Annotated in this window: 22 protein-coding genes; 21 read left to right on the top strand and 1 reads right to left on the bottom strand. The window is 46.8% G+C overall.

Annotated elements, in window-relative coordinates; all coding sequences use genetic code 11:
- The first annotated feature begins 5 nt into the window (after window positions 1-5).
- The 19 genes from ilvI (at window position 6) to lpxC (ending at window position 21796) form a co-directional block, all read left to right on the top strand.
- Window positions 6-1733, top strand: coding sequence for an acetolactate synthase 3 large subunit (ilvI, locus tag ACSJJG_RS03770; protein WP_481088539.1), 1728 nt, complete (start codon window positions 6-8; stop codon window positions 1731-1733).
- 2 nt (window positions 1734-1735) lie between these two features.
- The gene (gene ilvN, locus ACSJJG_RS03765; protein ID WP_481088538.1) at window positions 1736-2227 is read left to right on the top strand and encodes an acetolactate synthase small subunit; all 492 of its coding nucleotides are present in this window, start codon (window positions 1736-1738) and stop codon (window positions 2225-2227) included.
- 88 nt (window positions 2228-2315) lie between these two features.
- Window positions 2316-3323 carry a catabolite repressor/activator gene (gene cra, locus ACSJJG_RS03760; RefSeq protein ID WP_481088537.1) on the top strand — a complete coding sequence of 336 codons (1008 nt, stop codon included), beginning with the start codon at window positions 2316-2318 and terminating at the stop codon, window positions 3321-3323.
- A gap of 648 nt (window positions 3324-3971) precedes the next feature.
- Window positions 3972-4430, top strand: a complete 459-nt coding sequence (gene mraZ / locus ACSJJG_RS03755) for a division/cell wall cluster transcriptional repressor MraZ (RefSeq protein WP_481088536.1) — start codon at window positions 3972-3974, stop codon at window positions 4428-4430.
- Window positions 4431-4432: 2 nt separating this feature from the next.
- Complete coding sequence (gene rsmH / locus ACSJJG_RS03750) at window positions 4433-5377, top strand: 16S rRNA (cytosine(1402)-N(4))-methyltransferase RsmH (protein ID WP_481088535.1); 945 nt, start codon at window positions 4433-4435, stop codon at window positions 5375-5377.
- The gene (ftsL, locus tag ACSJJG_RS03745) at window positions 5374-5694 is read left to right on the top strand and encodes a cell division protein FtsL (RefSeq protein WP_481088534.1); all 321 of its coding nucleotides are present in this window, start codon (window positions 5374-5376) and stop codon (window positions 5692-5694) included. The genes rsmH and ftsL overlap by 4 nt, the downstream gene beginning before the upstream one ends.
- Window positions 5695-5721: 27 nt before the next feature.
- A complete protein-coding gene (locus ACSJJG_RS03740; RefSeq protein ID WP_481088533.1) occupies window positions 5722-7500 on the top strand; it encodes a peptidoglycan glycosyltransferase FtsI in 1779 nt (592 codons plus the stop codon).
- Entirely contained in the window at window positions 7487-8974 is a 1488-nt protein-coding gene (gene murE / locus ACSJJG_RS03735) for a UDP-N-acetylmuramoyl-L-alanyl-D-glutamate--2,6-diaminopimelate ligase (protein ID WP_481088532.1), read from the top strand. The genes ACSJJG_RS03740 and murE overlap by 14 nt, the downstream gene beginning before the upstream one ends.
- Entirely contained in the window at window positions 8971-10353 is a 1383-nt protein-coding gene (gene murF / locus ACSJJG_RS03730; RefSeq protein WP_481088531.1) for a UDP-N-acetylmuramoyl-tripeptide--D-alanyl-D-alanine ligase, read from the top strand. Before murE ends, murF begins: the two co-directional genes overlap by 4 nt.
- The gene (gene mraY, locus ACSJJG_RS03725) at window positions 10347-11429 is read left to right on the top strand and encodes a phospho-N-acetylmuramoyl-pentapeptide-transferase (protein ID WP_481088530.1); all 1083 of its coding nucleotides are present in this window, start codon (window positions 10347-10349) and stop codon (window positions 11427-11429) included. The genes murF and mraY overlap by 7 nt, the downstream gene beginning before the upstream one ends.
- Window positions 11430-11431: 2 nt before the next feature.
- Window positions 11432-12742, top strand: a complete 1311-nt coding sequence (gene murD / locus ACSJJG_RS03720; RefSeq protein WP_481090369.1) for a UDP-N-acetylmuramoyl-L-alanine--D-glutamate ligase — start codon at window positions 11432-11434, stop codon at window positions 12740-12742.
- Window positions 12742-13935, top strand: coding sequence for a cell division protein FtsW (ftsW, locus tag ACSJJG_RS03715; RefSeq protein WP_481088529.1), 1194 nt, complete (start codon window positions 12742-12744; stop codon window positions 13933-13935). The genes murD and ftsW overlap by 1 nt, the downstream gene beginning before the upstream one ends.
- Complete coding sequence (murG, locus tag ACSJJG_RS03710) at window positions 13932-15017, top strand: undecaprenyldiphospho-muramoylpentapeptide beta-N-acetylglucosaminyltransferase (protein WP_481088528.1); 1086 nt, start codon at window positions 13932-13934, stop codon at window positions 15015-15017. Before ftsW ends, murG begins: the two co-directional genes overlap by 4 nt.
- A gap of 37 nt (window positions 15018-15054) precedes the next feature.
- Window positions 15055-16530, top strand: coding sequence for a UDP-N-acetylmuramate--L-alanine ligase (gene murC / locus ACSJJG_RS03705; RefSeq protein WP_481088527.1), 1476 nt, complete (start codon window positions 15055-15057; stop codon window positions 16528-16530).
- Window positions 16523-17443: a D-alanine--D-alanine ligase gene (locus tag ACSJJG_RS03700; RefSeq protein WP_481088526.1), complete on the top strand. Its 921-nt coding sequence runs from the start codon at window positions 16523-16525 to the stop codon at window positions 17441-17443. The genes murC and ACSJJG_RS03700 overlap by 8 nt, the downstream gene beginning before the upstream one ends.
- Window position 17444: 1 nt before the next feature.
- On the top strand, window positions 17445-18260 hold the full coding sequence (ftsQ, locus tag ACSJJG_RS03695; RefSeq protein ID WP_481088525.1) for a cell division protein FtsQ: 816 nt from the start codon (window positions 17445-17447) through the stop codon (window positions 18258-18260).
- A 32-nt stretch (window positions 18261-18292) separates the two neighbouring features.
- Complete coding sequence (ftsA, locus tag ACSJJG_RS03690) at window positions 18293-19549, top strand: cell division protein FtsA (protein WP_481088524.1); 1257 nt, start codon at window positions 18293-18295, stop codon at window positions 19547-19549.
- A 66-nt stretch (window positions 19550-19615) separates the two neighbouring features.
- Window positions 19616-20779 (top strand): cell division protein FtsZ, encoded by a 1164-nt coding sequence (gene ftsZ, locus ACSJJG_RS03685; RefSeq protein WP_099131611.1) that lies wholly within the window; start codon window positions 19616-19618, stop codon window positions 20777-20779.
- Between the two features lie 99 nt (window positions 20780-20878).
- Window positions 20879-21796, top strand: a complete 918-nt coding sequence (lpxC, locus tag ACSJJG_RS03680; protein ID WP_099131612.1) for a UDP-3-O-acyl-N-acetylglucosamine deacetylase — start codon at window positions 20879-20881, stop codon at window positions 21794-21796.
- A gap of 104 nt (window positions 21797-21900) precedes the next feature.
- Here the strand turns inward: lpxC and ACSJJG_RS03675 are convergent, their stop codons facing one another.
- Window positions 21901-22437: a DUF721 domain-containing protein gene (locus ACSJJG_RS03675; protein WP_481088523.1), complete on the bottom strand. Its 537-nt coding sequence runs from the start codon at window positions 22435-22437 to the stop codon at window positions 21901-21903.
- A gap of 37 nt (window positions 22438-22474) precedes the next feature.
- Here ACSJJG_RS03675 and secM point away from each other — a divergent pair, with 37 nt between their 5' ends.
- Window positions 22475-22879 (top strand): secA translation cis-regulator SecM, encoded by a 405-nt coding sequence (gene secM, locus ACSJJG_RS03670; RefSeq protein ID WP_481088522.1) that lies wholly within the window; start codon window positions 22475-22477, stop codon window positions 22877-22879.
- Window positions 22852-23028 carry a hypothetical protein gene (locus ACSJJG_RS03665; protein WP_481088521.1) on the top strand — a complete coding sequence of 59 codons (177 nt, stop codon included), beginning with the start codon at window positions 22852-22854 and terminating at the stop codon, window positions 23026-23028. Before secM ends, ACSJJG_RS03665 begins: the two co-directional genes overlap by 28 nt.
- Window position 23029: the final 1 nt, after the last annotated feature.

The following is a 23029-nucleotide window of genomic DNA, read 5'->3' as shown; positions in this document are numbered from 1 at the left end:
ACTCGATGGAGATGTTGTCAGGAGCCGAAATGGTTGTCAGATCGCTAATCGATCAGGGCGTTGAACACGTGTTCGGTTATCCGGGCGGGGCGGTACTGGATATTTATGATGCCCTGCATACGATTGGGGGAATCGAACATATTTTAGTGCGTCATGAGCAGGGTGCTGTTCATATGGCGGATGGCTATGCACGTTGTACGGGAAAAGTCGGGGTTGTTTTAGTCACCTCCGGGCCAGGGGCAACCAATGCTGTTACGGGCATTGCAACGGCATACATGGATTCAATTCCTATGGTCGTGTTATCTGGTCAGGTTGCTAGTTCCCTGATAGGTAATGATGCTTTTCAAGAGTGCGACATGGTGGGAATTTCCCGCCCCATTGTGAAGCATAGTTTCCTGATAAAAAAAGCAGAAGATATCCCAGATACGATTAAAAAAGCTTTTTACCTGGCCGCAAGTGGTCGGCCAGGGCCTGTTGTTATCGATTTTCCTAAAGATACCGTCAATCCTGCATTGAAATTCCCGTATGTGTACCCTGAAAAAATTAACATGCGTTCTTATAACCCGACTGTTCAGGGACACAAGGGGCAAATTAAACGTGCATTGAAGACGCTGGTGGCAGCAAAAAAACCTGTGATTTATGTCGGGGGGGGTGCCATAAATTCAGCATGTACCACTGAACTGCGGAAGTTGGTTGAATATTTTCACCTTCCGGTCGTCATTTCGTTGATGGGATTGGGCGCATTTCCTGCAACGCATCGCCAAAGTCTGGGCATGCTGGGAATGCATGGGACTTTTGAAGCGAATAAAGCGATGCACAACTCGGATGTCATTTTTGCCGTGGGTGTACGTTTTGACGATCGAACAACCAATAATCTGGAAAAATATTGCCCGGAAGCAACCGTATTACACATTGATATCGATCCAACCTCGATTTCCAAAACGGTAACGGCGGATATTCCTATTGTTGGCGATGTTAAACAGGTACTTGGTCAGATGCTGGAATTATTGGATTCCATAGAAGATACCCAAGATCCTGATGCCCTGAAAGATTGGTGGCTTTCCATTGAACAGTGGCGCAGCCGCAAGTGCCTTGATTACGATCACACGACAGTGAAAATCAAGCCACAAGCCGTTATTGAAACCCTTTATCGTCTAACCAATGGGGAAGCCTATATTGCGTCAGATGTTGGTCAGCATCAAATGTTTGCTGCTTTGCATTATCCATTTGATAAACCGAGACGATGGATCAATTCCGGTGGTTTAGGAACGATGGGATTTGGTTTGCCTGCTGCGCTTGGTGTGAAGTTGGCAAAACCTGAAGCCACGGTCGTGTGTGTGACAGGAGATGGCAGTATCCAGATGAATATTCAAGAATTATCTACTGCCTTGCAATATGGTCTGCCTGTTCTGGTACTGAATCTGAATAACCGTTTTTTGGGTATGGTGAAACAATGGCAGGATATGATATACGCGGGGCGTCATTCTCAATCCTACATGGAATCCCTGCCTGATTTTGTCAAATTAGCCGAGTCTTATGGACATATTGGTATTCCCATCCAAACTTACGATGAGTTGGAGGCTAAATTGACCCAGGCATTGCATGAAGTGACTGAAAATCAACGTCTGGTTTTTGTGGATGTTACCGTTGATGAGACAGAGCATGTTTATCCAATGCAGATCCGAGGCGGAGCAATGGATGAAATGTGGTTAAGCAAAACAGAGAGGACCTGATCATGCGCCGGATTTTGTCTGTATTACTTGAAAACGAATCGGGGGCTTTATCCCGTGTGGTTGGCTTGTTTTCCCAACGGGGTTATAACATCGAAAGTTTGACCGTTGCTCCAACTGAAGATCCCACGTTGTCACGCATGACCATTCAAACCAAAGGTGATGCCAAAGTATTGGAGCAAATTGAAAAGCAACTGCATAAGTTAGTAGATGTATTGCGGGTCAACGAATTAACAGCAGGGCCTCATGTTGAGCGCGAAATCATGCTGGTTAAATTACAAGCCAGTGGATATGGACGGGAAGAGATTAAGCGCAGCACAGATATTTTTCGCGGGCAGATCGTTGATGTGACTACCACACTCTATACCGTCCAATTAGTGGGAACGAGTGAAAAACTGGACGCTTTTCTTGATTCAGTCAGAGAAGTGGCAGAGATTGTCGAAGTCGTGCGATCGGGTATAGTTGGTGTCTCGCGCGGAGATAAAATTATGCGATGAAAAATCGTAATCTGCGGGTTAAAATACAGATATTCATTGAGCCCTACTGTAAAGTAGGGCTTTTTCATCATCTTACTGAGGGGTTAATGTGAAACTGGATGAGATCGCCCGCTTAGCAGGTGTTTCACGTACTACGGCCAGTTATGTCATCAATGGTAAAGCCAAGCAGTATCGGGTCAGCGATAAGACAGTAGAAAAAGTGATGGCAGTGGTCAAAGAACATAATTATCATCCTAATGCTGTCGCTGCTGGTCTTCGGGCGGGGCGAACCCGCTCAATTGGTTTAGTCATACCCGACTTGGAAAATACCAGCTACACACGTATTGCCAATTATCTTGAACGCAAGGCCCGGCAGCGTGGCTACCAGTTATTGATCGCCTGTTCTGAAGATCAGCCTGATAATGAAATGCGCTGTGTTGAACATCTTTTGCAACGTCAGGTCGATGCTATCATTGTTTCCACCGCTTTGCCGCCTGAGCATCCTTTCTACCAACGTTGGGCAAATCGCGCATTACCAATCATCGCACTTGACCGTGCTCTGGACAGTGAACACTTTATCAGTGTGGTTGGAGATGATCTCGAAGATGCGAAGATGTTGGCACAGGCGTTGCGTCAATTCCCGGCTGAATCTGTCCTTTATTTGGGGGCATTGCCTGAATTATCGGTCAGTTTCTTGCGTGAGCAGGGTTTCCGCGAAGCATGGGAGCATGATCCACGAGAAGTCAACTACCTTTATGCTAATAGCTATGAACGTGAATCTGCGGCTGAAATATTTGCGTCATGGTTGGAGGCAAACCCTGTTCCTCAGGCCTTGTATACCACTTCATTTGCATTACTTCAGGGAGTCATGGATACACTCCTCAAACGCAGTGGCCGTTTACCAGGTCAATGGGTTATTGCCACATTTGGCGATCATGAGTTGCTTGATTTCCTTGAATGTCCGGTATTGTCGGTGGCACAACGCCATCGTGATGTCGCTGAACGTGCCCTTGAACTGGTATTAGCCAGTTTGGATGAAAAGCAGCGTCCAACTCCTGGAATAACCCGAATGCGTCGTCATCTATGCCGTCGCGGCAAGTTAAGCCGAAAAGCCTAATTGAGTACCCTCATTAAAGGTGAGGGTGCTGTTTGCCTGCCTAAAATCATCAAAATACGCTTGTTGAAGTAATTTTGAGATTATTCTTACTAAAATTCTGCTAAACGGATTTTTATGACCGCGAAAATCGATAATGTGTTATTTAAATTCACAAGATAAATAATTTTGTAACAAAATATTATTATTTATGTATGTTATTTGTTATTCAGATATTATTTTTTTACTTGATTGATATGTAGCCATTTTATATTTTTAGATAAATACAAAATTTCAATATGTTATTATTTTTTATGCTATTGTAACCTAAATATATAGTTATTATTAATAAGTTTATGATGATTAACAATTAGGCAACAATGAGATATGAGTTACATAAATTAATTTAAGTGGTAATTAATTGCGCTAAATTCCATCCCGAATAAGGCTCTCTACAGATTTATTAAATTATTCAAAATTATCATAGTGTTATCTATTATTAATATAGCCAAAACTAAAAAATCCTTCTTTTTCTCTTCCGAATCTTTCTGTAAATCTAGCTAAAGCGCACTGGCTCTGGCTTGACAAGGTTTTCATACCATCCGTAAACTCTTAATTGTGGTGATTTGTGGGATAATGTGGCGATTTGGGCCATCAAGGGGTAACCTGAGTATGTTTCGTGGAGCAACACTGGTTAATCTCGATAGCAAAGGGCGGCTCACTGTACCAGCCCGATATAGAGAAATGCTGAATGAAGTATCAACAGGCCAAATGGTTTGTACTATTGATCTTCATCAGCCGTGCTTGTTGCTTTATACATTACCCGAATGGGAAATCATCGAAAAAAAATTATCTCGCTTATCCAGCATGAATCCAGCCGAACGTCGTGTTCAACGTTTGTTATTGGGACACGCCAGTGAATGTCAAATGGACAGTGCAGGACGTCTTTTATTAGCCAGCACACTGCGTCAGCACGCAGGGCTAACAAAAGAGGTCATGCTGGTTGGGCAATTTAATAAATTTGAATTGTGGGATGAACAAGTTTGGTATCAACAGGTACAAGATGATATTGCGACTGAACAATCCACACAAGAACCTCTATCAGCAAGGCTACAGGATTTATCACTATAAACATGGCAAAGAGTCATTTTGAACATACCAGTGTACTGCTGGATGAAGCTGTCAATGGATTGAATATTCAAGAAGATGGAATTTATATTGATGGAACATTTGGACGTGGGGGGCATTCTCGCCTGATTTTGTCGAAATTGGGTCCTAATGGACGTCTGATGGCGATCGATCGTGATCCACAAGCTATTGAAGCGTCAAAGGCCATTACTGACAAGCGTTTTTCTATTACTCATGGGCCATTTTCTGAATTGGCAACGTATGTAGAAGACGCGGGTCTGATTGGAAAAATTAATGGCGTATTATTGGATTTAGGGGTTTCTTCCCCACAGCTGGATGATCCTGAACGTGGTTTTTCATTTATGCGTGATGGGCCGTTGGATATGCGTATGGATACCACACGGGGGCAGTCTGCCGCAGAGTGGTTGATGAAGGCTGAAGCAGAGGATATCGCATGGGTGTTGAAAACATTTGGCGAAGAACGTTTTGCCAAGCGTATCGCGAGGGCCATTGTGGCACGCAATCAGGAACAACCCATTACGCGTACCCGCGAGCTGGCCGAGTTAATTGCTCAGGCAAGCCCGGTTAAAGAAAAGCATAAGCATCCGGCAACCCGCAGCTTTCAGGCTATCAGGATTTACATTAACAGTGAACTGGAAGAGATAGAACGTGCATTGGATGGCGCACTGCGCATTCTGGCACCACAAGGGCGATTATCTGTCATCAGTTTCCATTCGTTGGAAGATCGCATAGTGAAACGCTTTATCCGACAACACAGTCAGGGGCCACAGGTTCCAGTCGGTTTGCCTCTCACGGAAGCGCAGTTAAAAACGCTGGGGGGACGAAGTCTGAAATCCATTGGCAAAATGAAACCCTCAGAGGGTGAAGTCGCCACAAACCCAAGAGCGCGAAGCTCGGTTTTGCGGTTTGCTGAAAAGGCGGGTGAATGATGGCGGCTGAACGTCATGGGTTAGTTGGAGTGATTGGTAATGATTTAATTCGTCATGCCAAACTTCCACTGATTTTACTGGTGGCTGTAGTCGTTTCAGCCATCGGTGTTGTGACGGTCGCACATCAAACCCGCTTATTGACTGCGGAAAAAGAGCTTCATGTGATCGAGCTTGATGTTCGGGATATTGAGTGGCGTAACCTGCTCCTTGAAGAGAACGCATTGGGTGATCACAGTCGGGTTGAACGGATTGCAACTGAAAAATTGCAGATGCAACACGTTGATCCAAGTAAAGAGAATATTGTGATTACTCAATAAGTCCAGTTGACAACCAAAAGGTGGGCGATGAAAGCTGCACGCTCTTTAAAGTTGAAAAAGCAAGAAGATAAAGCAAGTTTTGTAAGCTGGCGTTTTGCCTTGCTGTGTGGAGGCATTGGGATTGCTTTAATCGGGCTTTTGATTCGTGTTGCCTATTTGCAGATTATCAATCCTGATCGTTTGGTAAAAGAAGGTGATTCGCGTTCCCTGCGCATCCAATCTATCCCCACTGCCCGTGGCATGATTAATGATCGCAATGGGCGCCCACTGGCGGTGAGTGTGCCTGTTGATGCGGTCTGGGCAGATCCCAAGGAAGTGTTTGAAAAAGGCGGCATCACAAATGACACTCGTTGGCAGGCTTTGGCTGATGCTCTTTCTATCCCTCTTGAACAGTTAACCAGCAAAATTAGCGAATATCCCAAGGGGCGTTTTGTTTACCTTGCCCGCCAAGTAAACACTTCTATCGGCGATTATGTCGAGAAATTGAAGCTACCCGGTATTTATTTGCGTCAGGAATCCCGTCGTTATTATCCGGCAGGGCAAGTGACAGCCCATATTATTGGGGTGACTAATATTGATGGCAAAGGCATTGAGGGCGTTGAAAAGAGTTTCGATAACTGGCTGACAGGTATGCCGGGAAGCCGAACAGTTCGTAAAGATCGTACCGGGCGTGTCATCGAAGATATTTCCTCTACCGATAGCAGGGCGGCCCACGATCTGACGCTCAGTATCGATGAGCGTCTTCAGACGTTGGTGTATCGCGAATTGACGAAAGCGGTTGCACTGAACAAAGCCGAATCAGGTACAGCGGTACTGGTTGATGTCAACACCGGCGAAGTTTTGGCGATGGCAAACAGCCCATCTTATAACCCCAATAATTTGGCTGGGACACCGAAAGATGCGATGCGTAACCGCGCCATCACCGACATTTTTGAGCCTGGTTCCACGGTGAAACCGCTGGTGGTGATGAGTGCACTGAATAGCGGCATTGTCAAAGAAAATACGGTGTTAGATACCCGGCCATACCGCTTAACCTACGGTTCGCGGGGGCATGAAATCAAAGACGTTGCGCCACGCCCTGAGTTAACTATCACCGGGATCTTACAGAAGTCGAGTAACGTGGGGGTTTCCAAGCTGGCGTTAGCGATGCCTGCCTCAGAGGTGGTGGATGTTTATTCACGCTTTGGGATGGGAAAACCGACCAATTTGGGGCTGGTCGGAGAAAGTAGTGGCTTATTTCCAACCAATAAACAACGGTGGTCAGATCTTGACAGGGCCACCTTTTCTTTCGGCTACGGGCTAATGGTAACACCGTTACAGTTAGCGCGAGTCTACGCAACGATAGGCAGTCTGGGCATTTATCGCCCGTTGTCAATTACTAAAGTCGATCCCCCCGTTCCGGGCACCCGGGTATTCCCTCAATCTGTTATGCGGACAGTGGTGCACATGATGGAGAGTGTGGCATTACCGGGAGGCGGGGGGGTACGGGCTGCGATAAAAGGCTATCGCATTGCCATTAAAACGGGAACGGCAAAAAAAGTCGGGCCGGATGGTAAGTACGTCAATAAGTATATTTCTTACACCGCAGGGGTTGCCCCTGCGAGTCATCCACGGTTTTCATTGGTTGTGATCATTAATGATCCACAGGCAGGCAAATATTATGGTGGTGCAGTTTCAGCGCCTATCTTCGGCGCCATCATGAGTGTGGTTCTGCGTACCATGAATGTTGAACCAGACGCATTGCCTGTTGGCGATAAAAACGAATTTGTAATTAACAATAAAGAGGATAAAAGTGGCAGATCGTAATTTGCGCGATTTATTGGCTCCTTGGGGTGTTGATACACCGGAGCTTCCGCTGCGTGAAATGACATTGGATAGCCGTAAGGCGGCTGCCGGAGATCTGTTTGTTGCGGTTCAGGGGCATCAGACAGATGGTCGAAAATATATTCCTCAAGCCATCGCTCAAGGTGTCGCAGCGGTGATTGCAGAAGCGAAAGGAACAGCGGATAACGGCACTGTGCAGAAAATGCACGGTGTACCTGTTATCTATCTGGATGATTTAAATAGTAAATTATCCGAACTGGCGGGTGAGTTTTACCAACATCCCGGCAATAAACTGAAACTGGTTGGCGTTACTGGCACCAACGGGAAAACCACAACAACACAATTGTTGGCGCAATGGAGCCAGGGGCTTGGCGAAACCAGTGCCGTGATGGGAACAGTAGGAAATGGTTTGTTGGGCATGATAGTCCCCAGCGAAAATACGACGGGTTCTGCGGTTGATATTCAGCTTGATTTACAGCAACTTGCTCATCAAGATGCCACTTTTGTGGCGATGGAAGTCTCTTCACATGGTTTGGTCCAGGGACGCGTGGCCGCATTGCCATTTCAGGCTGCTATTTTTACTAATTTAAGCCGTGATCACCTGGATTACCATGGTGATATGGAAAATTACGAAGATGCCAAATGGCGACTGTTCAGTAGCCATAATGTAAAACAGAAAATCATCAATGCGGATGATACGGTTGGGCTGAAGTGGTTGTCCTGCCTGCCGGACGCCGTTGCTGTCTCAATGGAAAATAACTTGCCAGAAAATTGGCAGGGGCGTTGGCTATCAGCCAGTGAAGTACATTATCACGATAAAGGTGCATCCATCACGTTTACTTCCAGTTGGGGAGAGGGAACGCTGAATAGCCCTTTGATGGGGGCGTTTAATGTCAGCAACTTACTTCTGGCGCTTGCCACTTTGTTGTCTCTGGATTATCCCCTGGAGAAATTGCTATCGATGGCTTCTTGCCTGAAACCTGTTTGTGGACGTATGGAAGTTTTTTCTGCTGCTGGTCGTCCGACGATTGTAGTTGATTATGCCCACACGCCTGATGCTTTGGAAAAAGCATTGTCTGCGGCTCGCCTGCACTGTAAGGGGCAACTCTGGTGTGTATTTGGTTGTGGGGGTGATCGCGACAAAGGCAAACGTCCATTAATGGGCGGCGTTGCAGAGCAGGGTGCTGATCGTGTGATTGTCACTGATGATAATCCTCGCAGTGAAGAGCCTCGGGCAATTGTAGCTGATATCCTGCAAGGGTTCATCGATCCGGGGCAGGCGATGGCGATTCATGGGCGTGTTGAGGCCGTCACCAGTGCCATTATGCAGGCAAGCGAAGAAGATGTTGTTCTGGTGGCAGGAAAAGGCCATGAAGATTACCAATTGGTTGGCAATCGTCGTCTGGATTACTCAGATCGCCTGACCGTTGCGCGTTTGTTGGGGGTAATTGCATGATCCCTCTGACCCTACAACAATTGGCACAGTTGACGGATGGTTTGTTATATCGCGTTACCGAGCAGCAAGCTGAAACTTTGCAAATTAATACTGTGGAAACGGATAGCCGTAACATCGTGCATGGCGGTTTGTTTATTGCCTTAAAAGGGGAAAAATTTGATGCCCACGATTTCGCTGCTGATGTAGTACAGCAAGGTGCCGGTGTTTTATTGGTTAGCCGTCGTCTGGATATTGATTGCCCGCAGGTTGTGGTCAATGACACTCGTCTGGCGATGGGAAAACTAGCGGGCTGGGTTCGTCAGCAAAGTAAAGCGCGAATTGTGGCTTTAACCGGTTCGTCGGGGAAAACGTCGGTAAAAGAGATGACAGCGGCAATCTTGCGTCAGTGTGGAAATACCCTTTATACCGCGGGCAATTTCAATAATGACATTGGAGTGCCATTGACCCTGTTCAGACTGACTGGTGAGCACCAGTTTGCTGTTATTGAACTGGGAGCGAACCATATCGGTGAAATTGCTTACACCACTGAAATGACGCGTCCTGAAAGCGCATTAGTCAATAACCTCTTTTCTGCCCATTTGGCCGGATTTGGCTCTTTGGCGGGGGTGGCAAAGGCTAAAGGTGAAATCTTTGCCGGCCTTGCTCCGACCGGAACCGCCATAATCAATCTGGATAGCCATGATTGGAAAAATTGGCAGCACAGCATTAGCGGTCAGCAAACAGTATGGCGCTTTTCCGCTTCATCAACGACGGGGGCAGATTTTTACGCAACGGACATTTTAGAACAACCGTTGGCTACGCATTTTTGTCTCCATAGCCCAATTGGCAGCGTTGAACTGACATTGCCATTGCCGGGCAAACACAATGTTGCCAATGCATTGGCAGCCAGTGCGCTGGCAATTTCTGTTGGTGCATCACTGGATGATATTCGTACCGGATTATCGGGATTGAAAGCGGTTGCAGGACGTTTGTTTCCTATCCCTCTGACTGAGGGAAAAGTGATATTAGACGACACCTATAATGCGAATCCCGGCTCCATGATTGCGGCGGCGCATGTGTTAGCGCAGATGTCCGGTTATCGGGTCATGGTTGTTGGTGACATGGGCGAATTGGGGGAGCAGGCGATTGAGTGCCATCGTGAGGTGGGTGAAGCCGTGGCATCTACAAATATAGATAAGGTCCTCAGCGTTGGTGCTTTCAGTACCCATATTAGTGACGCGAGTGGTCGGGGGCAGCATTTTGCGAACAAGGCTGAATTAGTTGCAGCGCTGCTTCCTTTATTGGAACAACAAGAGATGATTTCCATATTAATTAAAGGTTCACGTAGTGCCGCGATGGAAGAGGTAGTGAACGTACTGAAGGAGAACTTCCAATGTTAGTTTGGCTGGCCGAATATTTGGTTAAGTATCACACGGGCTTTAACGTCTTCTCTTATTTGACGTTCAGAGCCATCGTCGGCTTGCTTACTGCATTATTCATCGCGCTATGGATGGGGCCAACTTTGATCGCTTATCTGCAAAAATTGCAAATAGGTCAAGTTGTACGAGACAACGGCCCTGAATCCCATTTTAGCAAGCGTGGAACACCGACAATGGGAGGATTGTTGATTTTGTTCTCCATCACGAGTTCTGTGCTGTTGTGGACTCGTCTGGATAATCCTTATGTCTGGTGTGTCTTACTTGTTTTAGTCGGTTATGGCGTTGTAGGGTTTGTGGATGACTACCGCAAAGTGGTGCGCAAGGATACCAAGGGGCTAATTGCTCGTTGGAAATATTTCTGGCAATCCGTTATTGCGTTAGGTGTTGCGTTTGCTATGTACAGCATCGGCAAAGAGACAGCTGCAACACAATTAGTCGTGCCATTCTTCAAAGAGGTTATGCCACAACTGGGCTTGCTTTACATTCTGCTGACTTATTTTGTGATTGTCGGAACCAGTAACGCGGTGAACCTGACTGATGGATTAGATGGTCTCGCCATTATGCCAACAGTACTTGTTGCAGCAGGTTTTGCTTTGGTGGCATGGGCAACAGGTAACGTGAATTTTGCGAACTACCTGCATATTCCTTATTTGAGCCATGCGGGTGAACTGGTGATTGTCTGTACTGCGATTGTCGGTGCCGGGCTGGGTTTCTTGTGGTTTAACACTTATCCGGCGCAAGTGTTTATGGGTGATGTTGGTTCATTGGCTCTGGGGGGGGCATTGGGAACCATTGCCGTATTACTGCGCCAGGAGTTCCTGCTGATCATCATGGGCGGCGTTTTTGTGGTGGAAACGTTGTCGGTCATTTTGCAGGTTGGATCATTCAAACTGCGTGGACAGCGCATTTTCCGTATGGCACCGATTCACCATCACTATGAATTGAAAGGTTGGCCGGAGCCACGCGTTATCGTGCGCTTTTGGATTATTTCCTTGATGCTGGTGTTGATTGGTCTGGCAACGCTGAAGGTACGTTAATCATGACAGAATACAAGGGTAAAAAAGTCGTCATCGTTGGGTTAGGGCTGACAGGCCTGTCCTGCATTGACTTTTTTATTACACGTGGCGTGATCCCGCGTGTGATGGATACCCGTATAGTGCCACCAGGCAGCGATAAGCTGCCTGATAATGTCGAATGTCACACAGGCAGCCTGAACAAACAATGGTTGATGGATGCCGATTTAATCGTTGCCAGCCCAGGCATTGCCCTGGCAACGCCTGAGTTGCAAACGGCGGCTGATGCTGGGGTGGAAATTATTGGTGATATTGAGCTGTTTTGTCGCGAAGCGACTGCGCCGATGGTTGCCATTACGGGTTCAAATGGTAAAAGCACCGTGACCACTCTGGTTGGCGAAATGGCGAAAGCAGCGGGATGGCAAGTTGGTGTGGGTGGCAACATTGGCGTTCCTGTCTTGGAATTGCTGAAACAGCCCTGTCAGCTCTATGTATTGGAACTGTCCAGTTTCCAACTTGAAACAGCATATAGCTTGAAAGCAGCGGCAGCGACGGTACTGAATGTAACCGAAGATCACATGGTTCGTTATCCCAAAGGGTTGGCACAGTATCGGGCAGCGAAGTTGCACATTTACAATCAGGCAAAAACGTGTGTGGTCAATGAACAGGATGCTCTGACACTACCAGAAACAGGCAAAGATAGCCGTTGTATCAGCTTTGGTGTGGATAGTGGTGATTATCAGCTTGATAGTGAACAGCAACAACTGGTGGTCAATCAACATCCGGTGCTGGCAACACGTGAAATGCAGTTGGCCGGGCAACATAACTATACCAATGGCTTGGCAGCGTTAGCACTGGCAGATGCTGTAGGCATTCCTCGTGCGGCCAGTCTTCAGGCTTTACGTACCTGTGCCGGGCTGGAACACCGTTTTCAGGTGATTCACATGAGAAAGGGAGTTCGTTGGGTGAATGATTCTAAGGCGACCAACGTTGGCAGCACCCAGGCGGCACTTAGTGGATTGAAGCGGGAAGGGACACTCTATCTTTTATTGGGGGGAGATGGAAAAGCGGCAGATTTTACCCCACTGAAACCCTATATATCTGGAGATCATATTCGCCTTTACTGTTTTGGTCGTGATGGAGGGCAGTTAGCACAATTGCGCCCGGAAATTGCAACACTGACGGAAACAATGGAACAGGCGATGAGAGAAATTGCACCCAAGCTGGTTTCTGGCGACATGGTATTGCTGTCACCCGCTTGTGCAAGCTTCGATCAGTTCAATGGTTTTGAACATCGTGGTCATGAATTTGCCCGTTTGGCAGAGGAGTTAGGCTGATGACCATTCCAGGCCTTGGTAAATTTAAAACTTGGTTGGCGGGAAATGTGGAAGCCGATGCCACAGATACCGTTATGTATGATCGTACCCTGGTCTGGATGATATTAGGGTTGGCTGTGATTGGCTTTGTCATGGTGACGTCGGCATCAATGCCCGTTGGACAGCGCCTTGCTCAGGATCCTTTTATCTTTGCTCGACGTGATGCCATTTATTTGTCACTGTGCTTTTTCTTGTCCCTTATTACGTTGCGCATTCCGATGGACTTCTGGCTGCGTTACAGCAACGTCATGTTATTAGTAACAATCATGATGCTGATTGTGGTGCTGTTTGTGGGAAGTTCAGTCAATGGGGCGTCACGTTGGGTAGCGATTGGCCCATTACGTATTCAGCCAGCGGAATTGTCGAAACTATCACTCTTTTGTTATCTCTCCAGCTACCTGGTTAGAAAAGTTGAGGAAGTAAGAAACAACTTCTGGGGATTTTGCAAACCGATGGGGGTCATGGTTGCATTGGCGATATTGTTGCTGGCACAGCCCGACTTGGGGACAGTGGTTGTGTTATTTGTGACAACTTTGGCACTGCTATTTCTGGCCGGTGCGAAATTGTGGCAGTTCCTTGCCATTATTGGTTGCGGAATATTTGCCGTGTGCGTACTGATTATTGCTGAACCTTATCGGATACGCAGGGTGACCTCTTTCCTGGATCCGTGGGAAGATCCTTTTGGCAGTGGTTATCAGTTAACCCAATCGTTAATGGCATTTGGTCGTGGCGACTTCTTTGGGCAAGGGCTGGGAAATTCAGTCCAAAAACTTGAATACCTGCCGGAAGCCCACACTGACTTTATTTTCTCCATTCTGGCCGAAGAATTGGGTTATTTCGGTGTGGTTTTAGTGCTGGCAATGGTATTCTTCGTCGCTTTCCGCGCAATGAGGATCGGTCGTCGGGCATTGCAGCTCAATCAACGGTTTTCCGGCTTTTTGGCTTGTGCCATCGGCATATGGTTCAGCTTTCAGGCGTTCATTAACGTCGGTGCGGCAGCAGGTATGCTGCCAACCAAGGGATTAACATTACCTTTAGTCAGTTACGGTGGCTCTAGTTTGATAGTGATGTCAACGGCCATCGTCTTGTTGTTGCGAATTGATTATGAAGTCCGTCTGGCAAAAGCACAGGCGTTTGTAAGGAGCCCTAAATGAGTGGCAATAACCGGCGTTTAATGGTGATGGCGGGTGGTACGGGCGGCCATGTGTTCCCCGGGCTGGCCGTTGCCCACCATTTAAAAGAGCAGGGGTGGGATATTCGCTGGTTGGGAACCGCGGATCGCATGGAAGCTGATTTAGTGCCGAAGCATGGCATTGATATCGAATTTATTCAGATTTCAGGCTTGCGGGGCAAGGGGATCAAAGCGTTGCTTGCAGCCCCAATGAGAATTTTTAAGGCCATTCGACAGGCAAAAGCCATTATGCGTCGTTATCAGCCTGATGTTGTGCTGGGCATGGGAGGATATGTCTCTGGGCCTGGTGGAATAGCGGCATGGTTGTGTGGCATTCCGGTTGTACTGCATGAGCAAAATGGCATTGCGGGACTCACTAATCGTTGGTTAGCCAAAATTGCCAAAACAGTTTTACAGGCATTTCCAGGGGCATTCTCTGATGCGCCGGTTGTTGGCAATCCTGTAAGGGAGGATGTATTGGCATTGCCAGAGCCAGTACAGCGTTTGGCCGGGCGTAAAGGACCTGTTCGGGTACTGGTTGTTGGCGGTAGTCAGGGAGCCAGGGTTCTGAACCAAACTATGCCAGAAGTCGCTGCTCGCTTGGGCGATAAAATTACTTTATGGCATCAGGCAGGCAAGGGTGCCAGGGAAGAGACGCAGAAACAATATGAAAATTCGGTTAAATCTGAATTCAAAGTGACTGAATTTATTGATGATATGGCGCAGGCCTATGCGTGGGCTGATATTGTCGTATGCCGTTCTGGTGCACTTACGGTCAGTGAGGTTTCCGCCGCAGGCTTACCGGCGATTTTTGTTCCTTTCCAGCATAAAGATCGCCAGCAATATTGGAATGCCTTGCCACTGGAAAAAGCGGGAGCCGCAAAGATACTCGAACAGCCCGAATTTACGGTTGATACTGTCGTAGGTCTATTAATTCAGTGGCAACGCCCACAATTGCTGGAAATGGCAGAAAAAGCCCGCTCAGTCGCCATTATTAATGCAACCGAGCGTGTAGCAACAGCATTGGTTGATGCTGTAGAGAATCATTCAGGCCGTTTCAAGTAGAACGGTTGATGTAAACATAACGAGTGAAGATTAAAACGTGAATACGCAACAGTTGGCGAAATTAAGAACTTCAGTGCCTGAAATGAGAAAAGTCAGGCATATCCATTTTGTTGGCATTGGTGGTGCTGGCATGGGGGGTATCGCCGAGGTGTTGGCTAATGAAGGTTATCAGATAAGTGGGTCTGATTTGGCCCCCAATCCTGTCACACAACAACTGATCGCATTGGGTGCAACTATTTATTTTAATCACCGTCCAGAAAATGTGCGGGACGCCAGTGTCGTAGTGGCATCCACGGCCATTTCGGCAGAAAACCCCGAAATTGTGGCGGCGCGTGAAGCGAGAATCCCCGTGATCCGCCGTGCGGAAATGCTGGCAGAGCTTATGCGTTATCGCCACGGTATCGCGATTGCGGGAACCCATGGAAAAACCACTACAACGGCAATGATTGCTGGCATTTATGCGCAAGCGGGGCTTGATCCTACCTTTGTGAATGGTGGGTTAGTCAAAGCTGCGGGCACACATGCTCGATTAGGTAGCAGCCGCTATCTGATTGCAGAAGCAGATGAAAGTGATGCTTCATTCTTGCATTTGCAACCCATGATGGCGGTTGTCACTAATATTGAAGCTGACCACATGGATACCTACCAGGGTGATTTTGAAAACCTAAAGCAAACGTTCGTTAATTTCCTGCATAACCTGCCATTTTATGGACGTGCGGTTATGTGTATTGACGATCCTGTCGTGAAAGAACTGATTCCCCGAATTGGGCGTTATATCACGACCTACGGTTTCAGTGAGGAAGCAGACGTCCGTATTACTCATTATGAGCAAAAAGGGGCTCAGGGATTTTTCACCATCAGCCGATCTGACTTGCCGGATTTGCATGTGGTCTTAAATGCTCCCGGACGACACAATGCGCTGAATGCAACTGCGGCAGTTGCAGTGGCAACAGAAGAAGGCATTGATGATACCGCTATTCTGGCGTCACTGGCTGAGTTTCAGGGAACTGGACGCCGCTTTGATTTTCTGGGGGATTTTCCTCTTAAACATATCAATGGCAAAGAAGGTAGCGTGATGCTGGTTGATGATTATGGTCATCATCCAACAGAAGTTGATGCCACGATTAAAGCGGCACGAGCGGGTTGGGGGGATAAGCGTATTGTCATGGTATTCCAGCCACACCGTTATACAAGAACTCGTGATTTATATGATGATTTTGCCAATGTTCTGAGTCAGGTAGATGTTCTATTAATGTTGGATGTGTATGCCGCCGGTGAAACGCCGATCCCAGGCGCGGATAGCCGTTCTTTATGCCGTACTATCCGCAGTCGTGGCAAGTTGGACCCGATTTTTGTATCAGAACCTGAACAAGTTTCAGCTATTCTGTCACAGGCGATAGAAAACAACGACTTAGTCTTGGTGCAGGGTGCAGGTAACATCGGTAAAATAGCGCGCAATTTGGCTGAAACAAAATTGCAGCCATCTTTTTATGAGGGAGTACATCGTGGTTGATAAGGTTGCTGTTCTGCTGGGCGGAACTTCTGCTGAACGCGAAGTTTCATTGCAATCAGGACACGCGGTTGTGGCAGGGCTGAAGGAAGCCGGCATTAATGCTTATTCAATTGATACAAAAGACTTTGATGTGACTAAACTCAAAGAGGAAGGATTCAATAAAGTCTTTATCGCACTGCATGGTCGCGGTGGTGAAGATGGCACCTTGCAAGGTTTGCTGGAGTTTTTGCAAATTTCTTATACCGGCAGCGGAGTGATGGCATCAGCCTTGTCAATGGACAAATTGCGCACAAAACAACTCTGGCAAGGAGCAAAACTGCCTGTTTCACCTTATGTCGTCATTAATTCTCCAAAATTTGAACAACTTAATGATTTTCAACTCAAAGAGTATGTTCAAGAATTAGGTCTGCCATTAATGATTAAACCGAATCTGGAAGGCTCCAGCGTAGGGATGACTAAGGTGAGTGAATATGCCGAATTGCGTAGCGCATTGGCGCTGGCATTTAAATACGATACTGATGTGTTGGTTGAAAAATGGCTGTTTGGCCCTGAATATACCGTCGGATTTTTAGGGGATGAAGCTCTTCCTTCTATCCGTATTCAGGCTCCAGATACATTTTATGATTACGATGCGAAATATATTTCCAACCAAACGCAATATTTTTGTCCAAGTGACTTGAGTGCGGAAAAAGAGCAAGAACTGTTAGATATCGCATCAAAGGCTTATAAGGCGCTGGGATGTCGTGGCTGGGGGCGAGTCGATATCATGGATGATGGGAATGGTAACTTCTACCTGTTGGAAGCGAATACTTCCCCTGGCATGACCAGCCATAGTCTGGTGCCAATTGCTGCGCGTCAGGCTGGATTGAGTTTTTCTCAACTCGTAGCGAGAATTTTGGAGTTGGCTGATTAATATGTCGCAAGCAGCCCGGAATAGCCGGGAGCGGGAGGGTGAAGCGCAGAGATCTCGTCCTAGTAATGGTTACTATCTGGCAGGGATTGCCTTCTTCTTGATGGTAGTAGGCACTATCATATGGGGGGGCTGGATGACACTGGACTGGATGAAAGATCCTAGCAGATTACCACTCTCAAAGCTGGTACTGACTGGTGAGCGCCATTACACCACGAATGATGACGTAAGACAGACTATTTTATCCCTGGGATCTCCCGGGACATTTATGACCCAGGATGTCAACGTCATTCAGGAAAAGATTGAACAATTGCCATGGATTCGGCAGGTCACTGTTCGGAAACAATGGCCTGATGAACTTAAAATACATCTGGTAGAATACGTACCTTATGCGCGCTGGAATGATACCCAACTGTTGGATGCCGAAGGCCGGGTATTTAGCTTACCTATAGAGCGCAATGCAAATGGCCAGTATCCGATGTTGTATGGGCCAGAAGGCAAAGAAAAAGACGCATTGAATGAATACCACACAATGGCGACTTTTCTTGAAAAACACCAGATGAAACTGAAAGCAGTGATCATGACAGCGCGTAATTCCTGGCAACTGATATTGGATAACGATATCCGTTTAGAGCTAGGAAATCGAGATAAAATGGAACGAATGAAACGTTTTGTTGAACTTTATCCTGTGTTGTTGAGAAACACTGAAAAACGTGTGGCTTATGTTGACCTACGTTATGACAGTGGTGCTGCGGTAGGTTGGGCTCCTTTATTAACTGATACGCCGGTTTCAATGAACAGGCAAGAAAACAAACAGTGACTGGTAATAATACAGAGACAGGCAGAATAACGATGATCAAATCAACGGACAGAAAATTAGTAGTTGGCCTTGAAATCGGTACAGCAAAGGTATCTGCCCTGGTTGGTGAAATTCTGCCCGATGGTATGGTTAATATTATCGGAGTAGGAAGTTGCCCATCCCGCGGCATGGACAAAGGCGGTGTCAACGATCTTGAGTCGGTTGTCAAGTGCGTACAGCGTGCCATTGATCAGGCTGAACTCATGGCGGATTGCCAGATATCTTCAATCTATCTGGCGCTTTCCGGCAAGCATATTAGTTGCCAGAACGAAATAGGCATGGTGCCGGTTTCAGAAGAAGAAGTTACACAGGATGATGTGGACAGTGTTGTCCATACAGCTAAGTCAGTTCGTGTTCGTGATGAACACCGTATTTTGCATGTGATCCCACAGGAATACGCGATTGACTATCAGGAAGGGATCAAAAATCCGGTTGGACTCTCTGGTGTGCGTATGCAGGCGAAAGTCCACTTGATTACCTGCCATAACGACATGGCGAAAAACATTGTAAAAGCTGTTGAACGTTGTGGATTGAAAGTTGATCAACTTATTTTTGCAGGATTGGCAGCAAGTTATGCTGTGTTAACAGAAGATGAACGTGAATTGGGCGTCTGTGTCGTTGATATCGGCGGTGGGACGATGGATATCGCTGTATATACTGGCGGTGCATTGCGTCATACCAAGGTGATTCCTTATGCAGGCAATGTGGTGACCAGTGATATCGCTTATGCGTTTGGTACTCCTCCAAGTGATGCTGAAACCATCAAGGTTCGTCATGGCTGCGCATTGGGTTCGATAGTAAGTAAGGATGAGAGTGTAGAAGTTCCAAGTGTGGGAGGACGCCCTCCTCGTAGCTTGCAACGTCAAACACTGGCTGAAGTTATCGAACCCCGTTATACCGAACTGCTGAATTTAGTCAATGATGAAATATTGCGATTGCAGGAACAATTACGGCAGCAGGGAGTGAAACACCACCTGGCGGCAGGGATTGTCCTGACCGGGGGAGGCGCCCAAATTGATGGTCTGGCCGAATGTGCTCAACGGGTATTTCATACCCAGGTTCGCATTGGCCGCCCTCTGAACATCACTGGATTGACAGATTATGTGCAGGAGTCTTGCTACTCAACAGCGGTTGGACTTCTGCATTATGGCAAAGAATCCCACCTTGGCGGAGATTCCGATGCCGATAAAAGAACGTCAGTGAGTGGCTGGTTTAAGAAAGTTAGCAACTGGCTGAAAAAAGAATTTTGATTTTTTATACAGAGGCCATGACAAAGTCGCTGGCCTCGTTATAAAGGCACAAAACGGAGAGAAATTATGTTTGAACCACTGGAATTAACCAACGACGCGGTGATTAAAGTCATCGGCGTCGGCGGCGGCGGCGGTAATGCTGTGGAGCACATGGTGCGTGAGCGCATTGAAGGTGTAGACTTCTTTGCTGTTAACACGGACGCTCAGGCACTGCGTAAGACAGCTGTTGGTCAGACTATCCAGATTGGCAACGGCATTACAAAAGGATTAGGCGCTGGTGCGAACCCGGAAGTTGGTCGTACAGCTGCGGAAGAAGACCGCGAATCACTGCGTACAGCACTGGAAGGTGCAGACATGGTGTTTATTGCCGCTGGTATGGGAGGTGGCACGGGAACGGGGGCTGCACCTGTTGTAGCCGAAATTGCCAAAGAGCTTGGCATTTTGACCGTTGCCGTTGTCACTAAACCATTTAATTTCGAAGGCAAAAAACGGATGGCCTTCGCGGAACAAGGGATCACTGAACTGTCCAAGCATGTGGACTCATTGATCACTATTCCAAATGACAAATTATTGAAAGTCCTGGGACGAGGTATTTCCTTGTTGGATGCATTCGGTGCAGCCAATGATGTTCTGAAAGGCGCGGTTCAGGGGATTGCCGAACTGATTACTCGCCCAGGTCTGATGAACGTTGACTTCGCTGACGTTCGTACCGTGATGTCGGAAATGGGTTATGCCATGATGGGTTCAGGTATCGCACAAGGTGAAGATCGTGCGGAAGAAGCCGCAGAGATGGCTATCTCCAGCCCATTGCTGGAAGATATTGATCTTTCTGGCGCCCGTGGCGTTTTGGTTAACATCACAGCGGGCTTTGACCTGCGTTTGGATGAGTTTGAAACAGTGGGTAACACAATCCGTGCATTTGCTTCTGATAATGCAACGGTGGTTATCGGTACATCACTGGATCCAGATATGAATGATGAGCTGCGTGTAACCGTTGTGGCAACAGGCATTGGCATGGACAAACGTCCAGAAATCACCTTGGTGACCAATAACAAAGCTCCTCAGACAAATCCGATGGAGCGCCGTTACCAGCAGATATCTGGCGGAATCTCTTCATTGTCTGATGAGAACAAAACGGTAGCAAAAGTCGTGAATGACCAAAACGCACATACGAGCAAAGAGCCTGATTATCTGGACATTCCTGCATTTTTGCGTAAGCAGGCTGATTAATTGCTAAAAAATTGGCTTCTCCGCTTTTTGTGTTAAACTATCCTGCCAGTCATACATTATAGTGATTGGCGGGATAAGTAACATTGCGAGATATAAACGATGATCAAACAAAGGACACTAAAACGTATTGTTCAAGCGACCGGCGTCGGTTTGCACACCGGTAAAAAAGTCACGCTGACAATGCGCCCAGCGCCGGCTAATACCGGGGTCATCTATCGTCGTACTGACTTGAATCCTCCGGTTGATTTTCCGGCAGATGCCAAATCTGTGCGTGATACTATGCTCTGTACTTGTCTGGTGAATGAGCATAATGTGCGTATTTCAACAGTTGAACATTTGAATGCAGCGTTGGCAGGTTTAGGGATCGATAATATTGTTATTGAAGTCGATGCACCTGAGATCCCGATTATGGATGGCAGCGCTAGCCCGTTTGTTTTCCTATTATTGGATGCGGGTATTGAAGAGCTGAATGTCGCAAAGAAATTCGTGCGAATGAAAGAAAGCGTCCGTGTGGAAGACGGTGATAAATGGGCTGAATTGGCACCTTATCATGGTTTCAGTCTGGATTTTACCATCGATTTTAATCATCCGGCGATTGATGCGAGTACCCAGCGCTATGGCCTGGAGTTCTCTGCGGATTCATTTGTTCGCCAGATTAGTCGTGCGCGTACTTTCGGGTTTATGCGTGATATTGAGTATTTGCAATCTAAAGGCTTGTGCCTCGGTGGCAGCTTTGATTGTGCGATTGTCGTTGATGACTACCGCGTACTCAATGAAGATGGTTTGCGTTTTAAAGATGAATTCGTCCGCCATAAAATGTTGGACGCCATCGGTGATCTATTCATGTGTGGGTATAATATCATTGGTGCCTTTACTGCGTTTAAATCAGGCCATGCACTAAACAACAAGTTACTGCAAACTGTTTTAGCACAGGAAAGCGCGTGGGAATTTGTCACATTTGAAGATGAAGCTGAAATGCCATTGGCTTTCCGCGCACCATCACTGGTGTTGGCATAATGGCTGACATGTGTATTGATAAAGAATGTTGAGAACATTCCTATGATGCACCAATGGGTTATGTTATCTGTCACGCTTCTTTCTCTGATGTTTTTTATTCAGCGTTAACGCTTCTTTTTGGCTGTACTGGTACTCTCTCCGGCCAGCGCAGCCAACCGCTCTAGCCTCTTTTTCAATTTTTCAGGGCTATTTTCAGCCAACATCATTAATGTTTTTGCACTTTCATGAGTGAGCTGGCGCTTTGGTAATTCCTGATTATCATTACTGGATGCTTTGGTTGATAATTTTGAGAATCTTTGTTCATTATTATCACACTTAACCATTAATGATGGGTTAATCCTGATGTCGATTGAGGATAAAGATGGTAGAATTTCGCTTCTCAATGTAGAGAGCAAAACAGGAATTTCATAGCGCAGCCGGGTCATCCAACTGGCATTTCCTGCTTCCAGGACCAGAATTTGTTTGCGATAATTAGCGACCCTGCACCACGGGTGCAATTGTGCAGGAAGCAAACTGAGAACGGCACGGTTGAGTTTCAGTAATGCGATGGCATGTTGTTGGATGATTTGAAGTGGGCTTTTTCCGACAGTTGCCGCGTCTTCAAACAGCTTATCCAGTGATTGTGGGCGGCTATCTCGCATAATAGGGGCAGTTCCAGTATTTATTAATGAAGGATTAATGAGTATTTTAAATCTTTGGCGACAATTTGGTAGGCGTTATTTTTGGTCTCACCTTTTACTGGGCATGGTTGCTACAGGAATTGGTGTTCCTACTGTTTTCGCTGGAGTGGCAGAAAGCCTACATCATACAAATACTTCTTCTGCCCAAGGAAGCCGTCACCAGGCATTTTCCTCTTTTGAGCACTTATTTAAATTACACTTACTCCAATTAAAAAGTGTCCAGCGCCAACCCGCTAATTATTTAAATTATTGGCAGCAACATGCCGTTCGTAATGTGATCCGTCAACTTTCTTTTGCTTTTTCGGTTGCAGAGCCAATCAAGTACGAAGGCGCAAAAGAAAGTTCCGGATTTCTTCTCCCTCCATGCAACGACTTATGCTGGATACGTTGCATGCCATGCTGACACAAGCATCAACGCCATTTGAAGAAATTATCTCAGATGTTGCGATGGTTGATGCTGTGCTTCCTGATACCCATACTCCAGCTCTCTGGATCGCTAAAGTTCAGGGAATTAGGGCAGGGCCAACGCCCAATCATCTATTTTTACTTTAAT

It is taken from the genome of Xenorhabdus sp. SGI 60 (assembly GCF_056632175.1).
The sequence above is the reverse complement of the archived record's forward strand: the minus strand, read 5'-3'. Positions and strand labels throughout refer to the sequence as shown.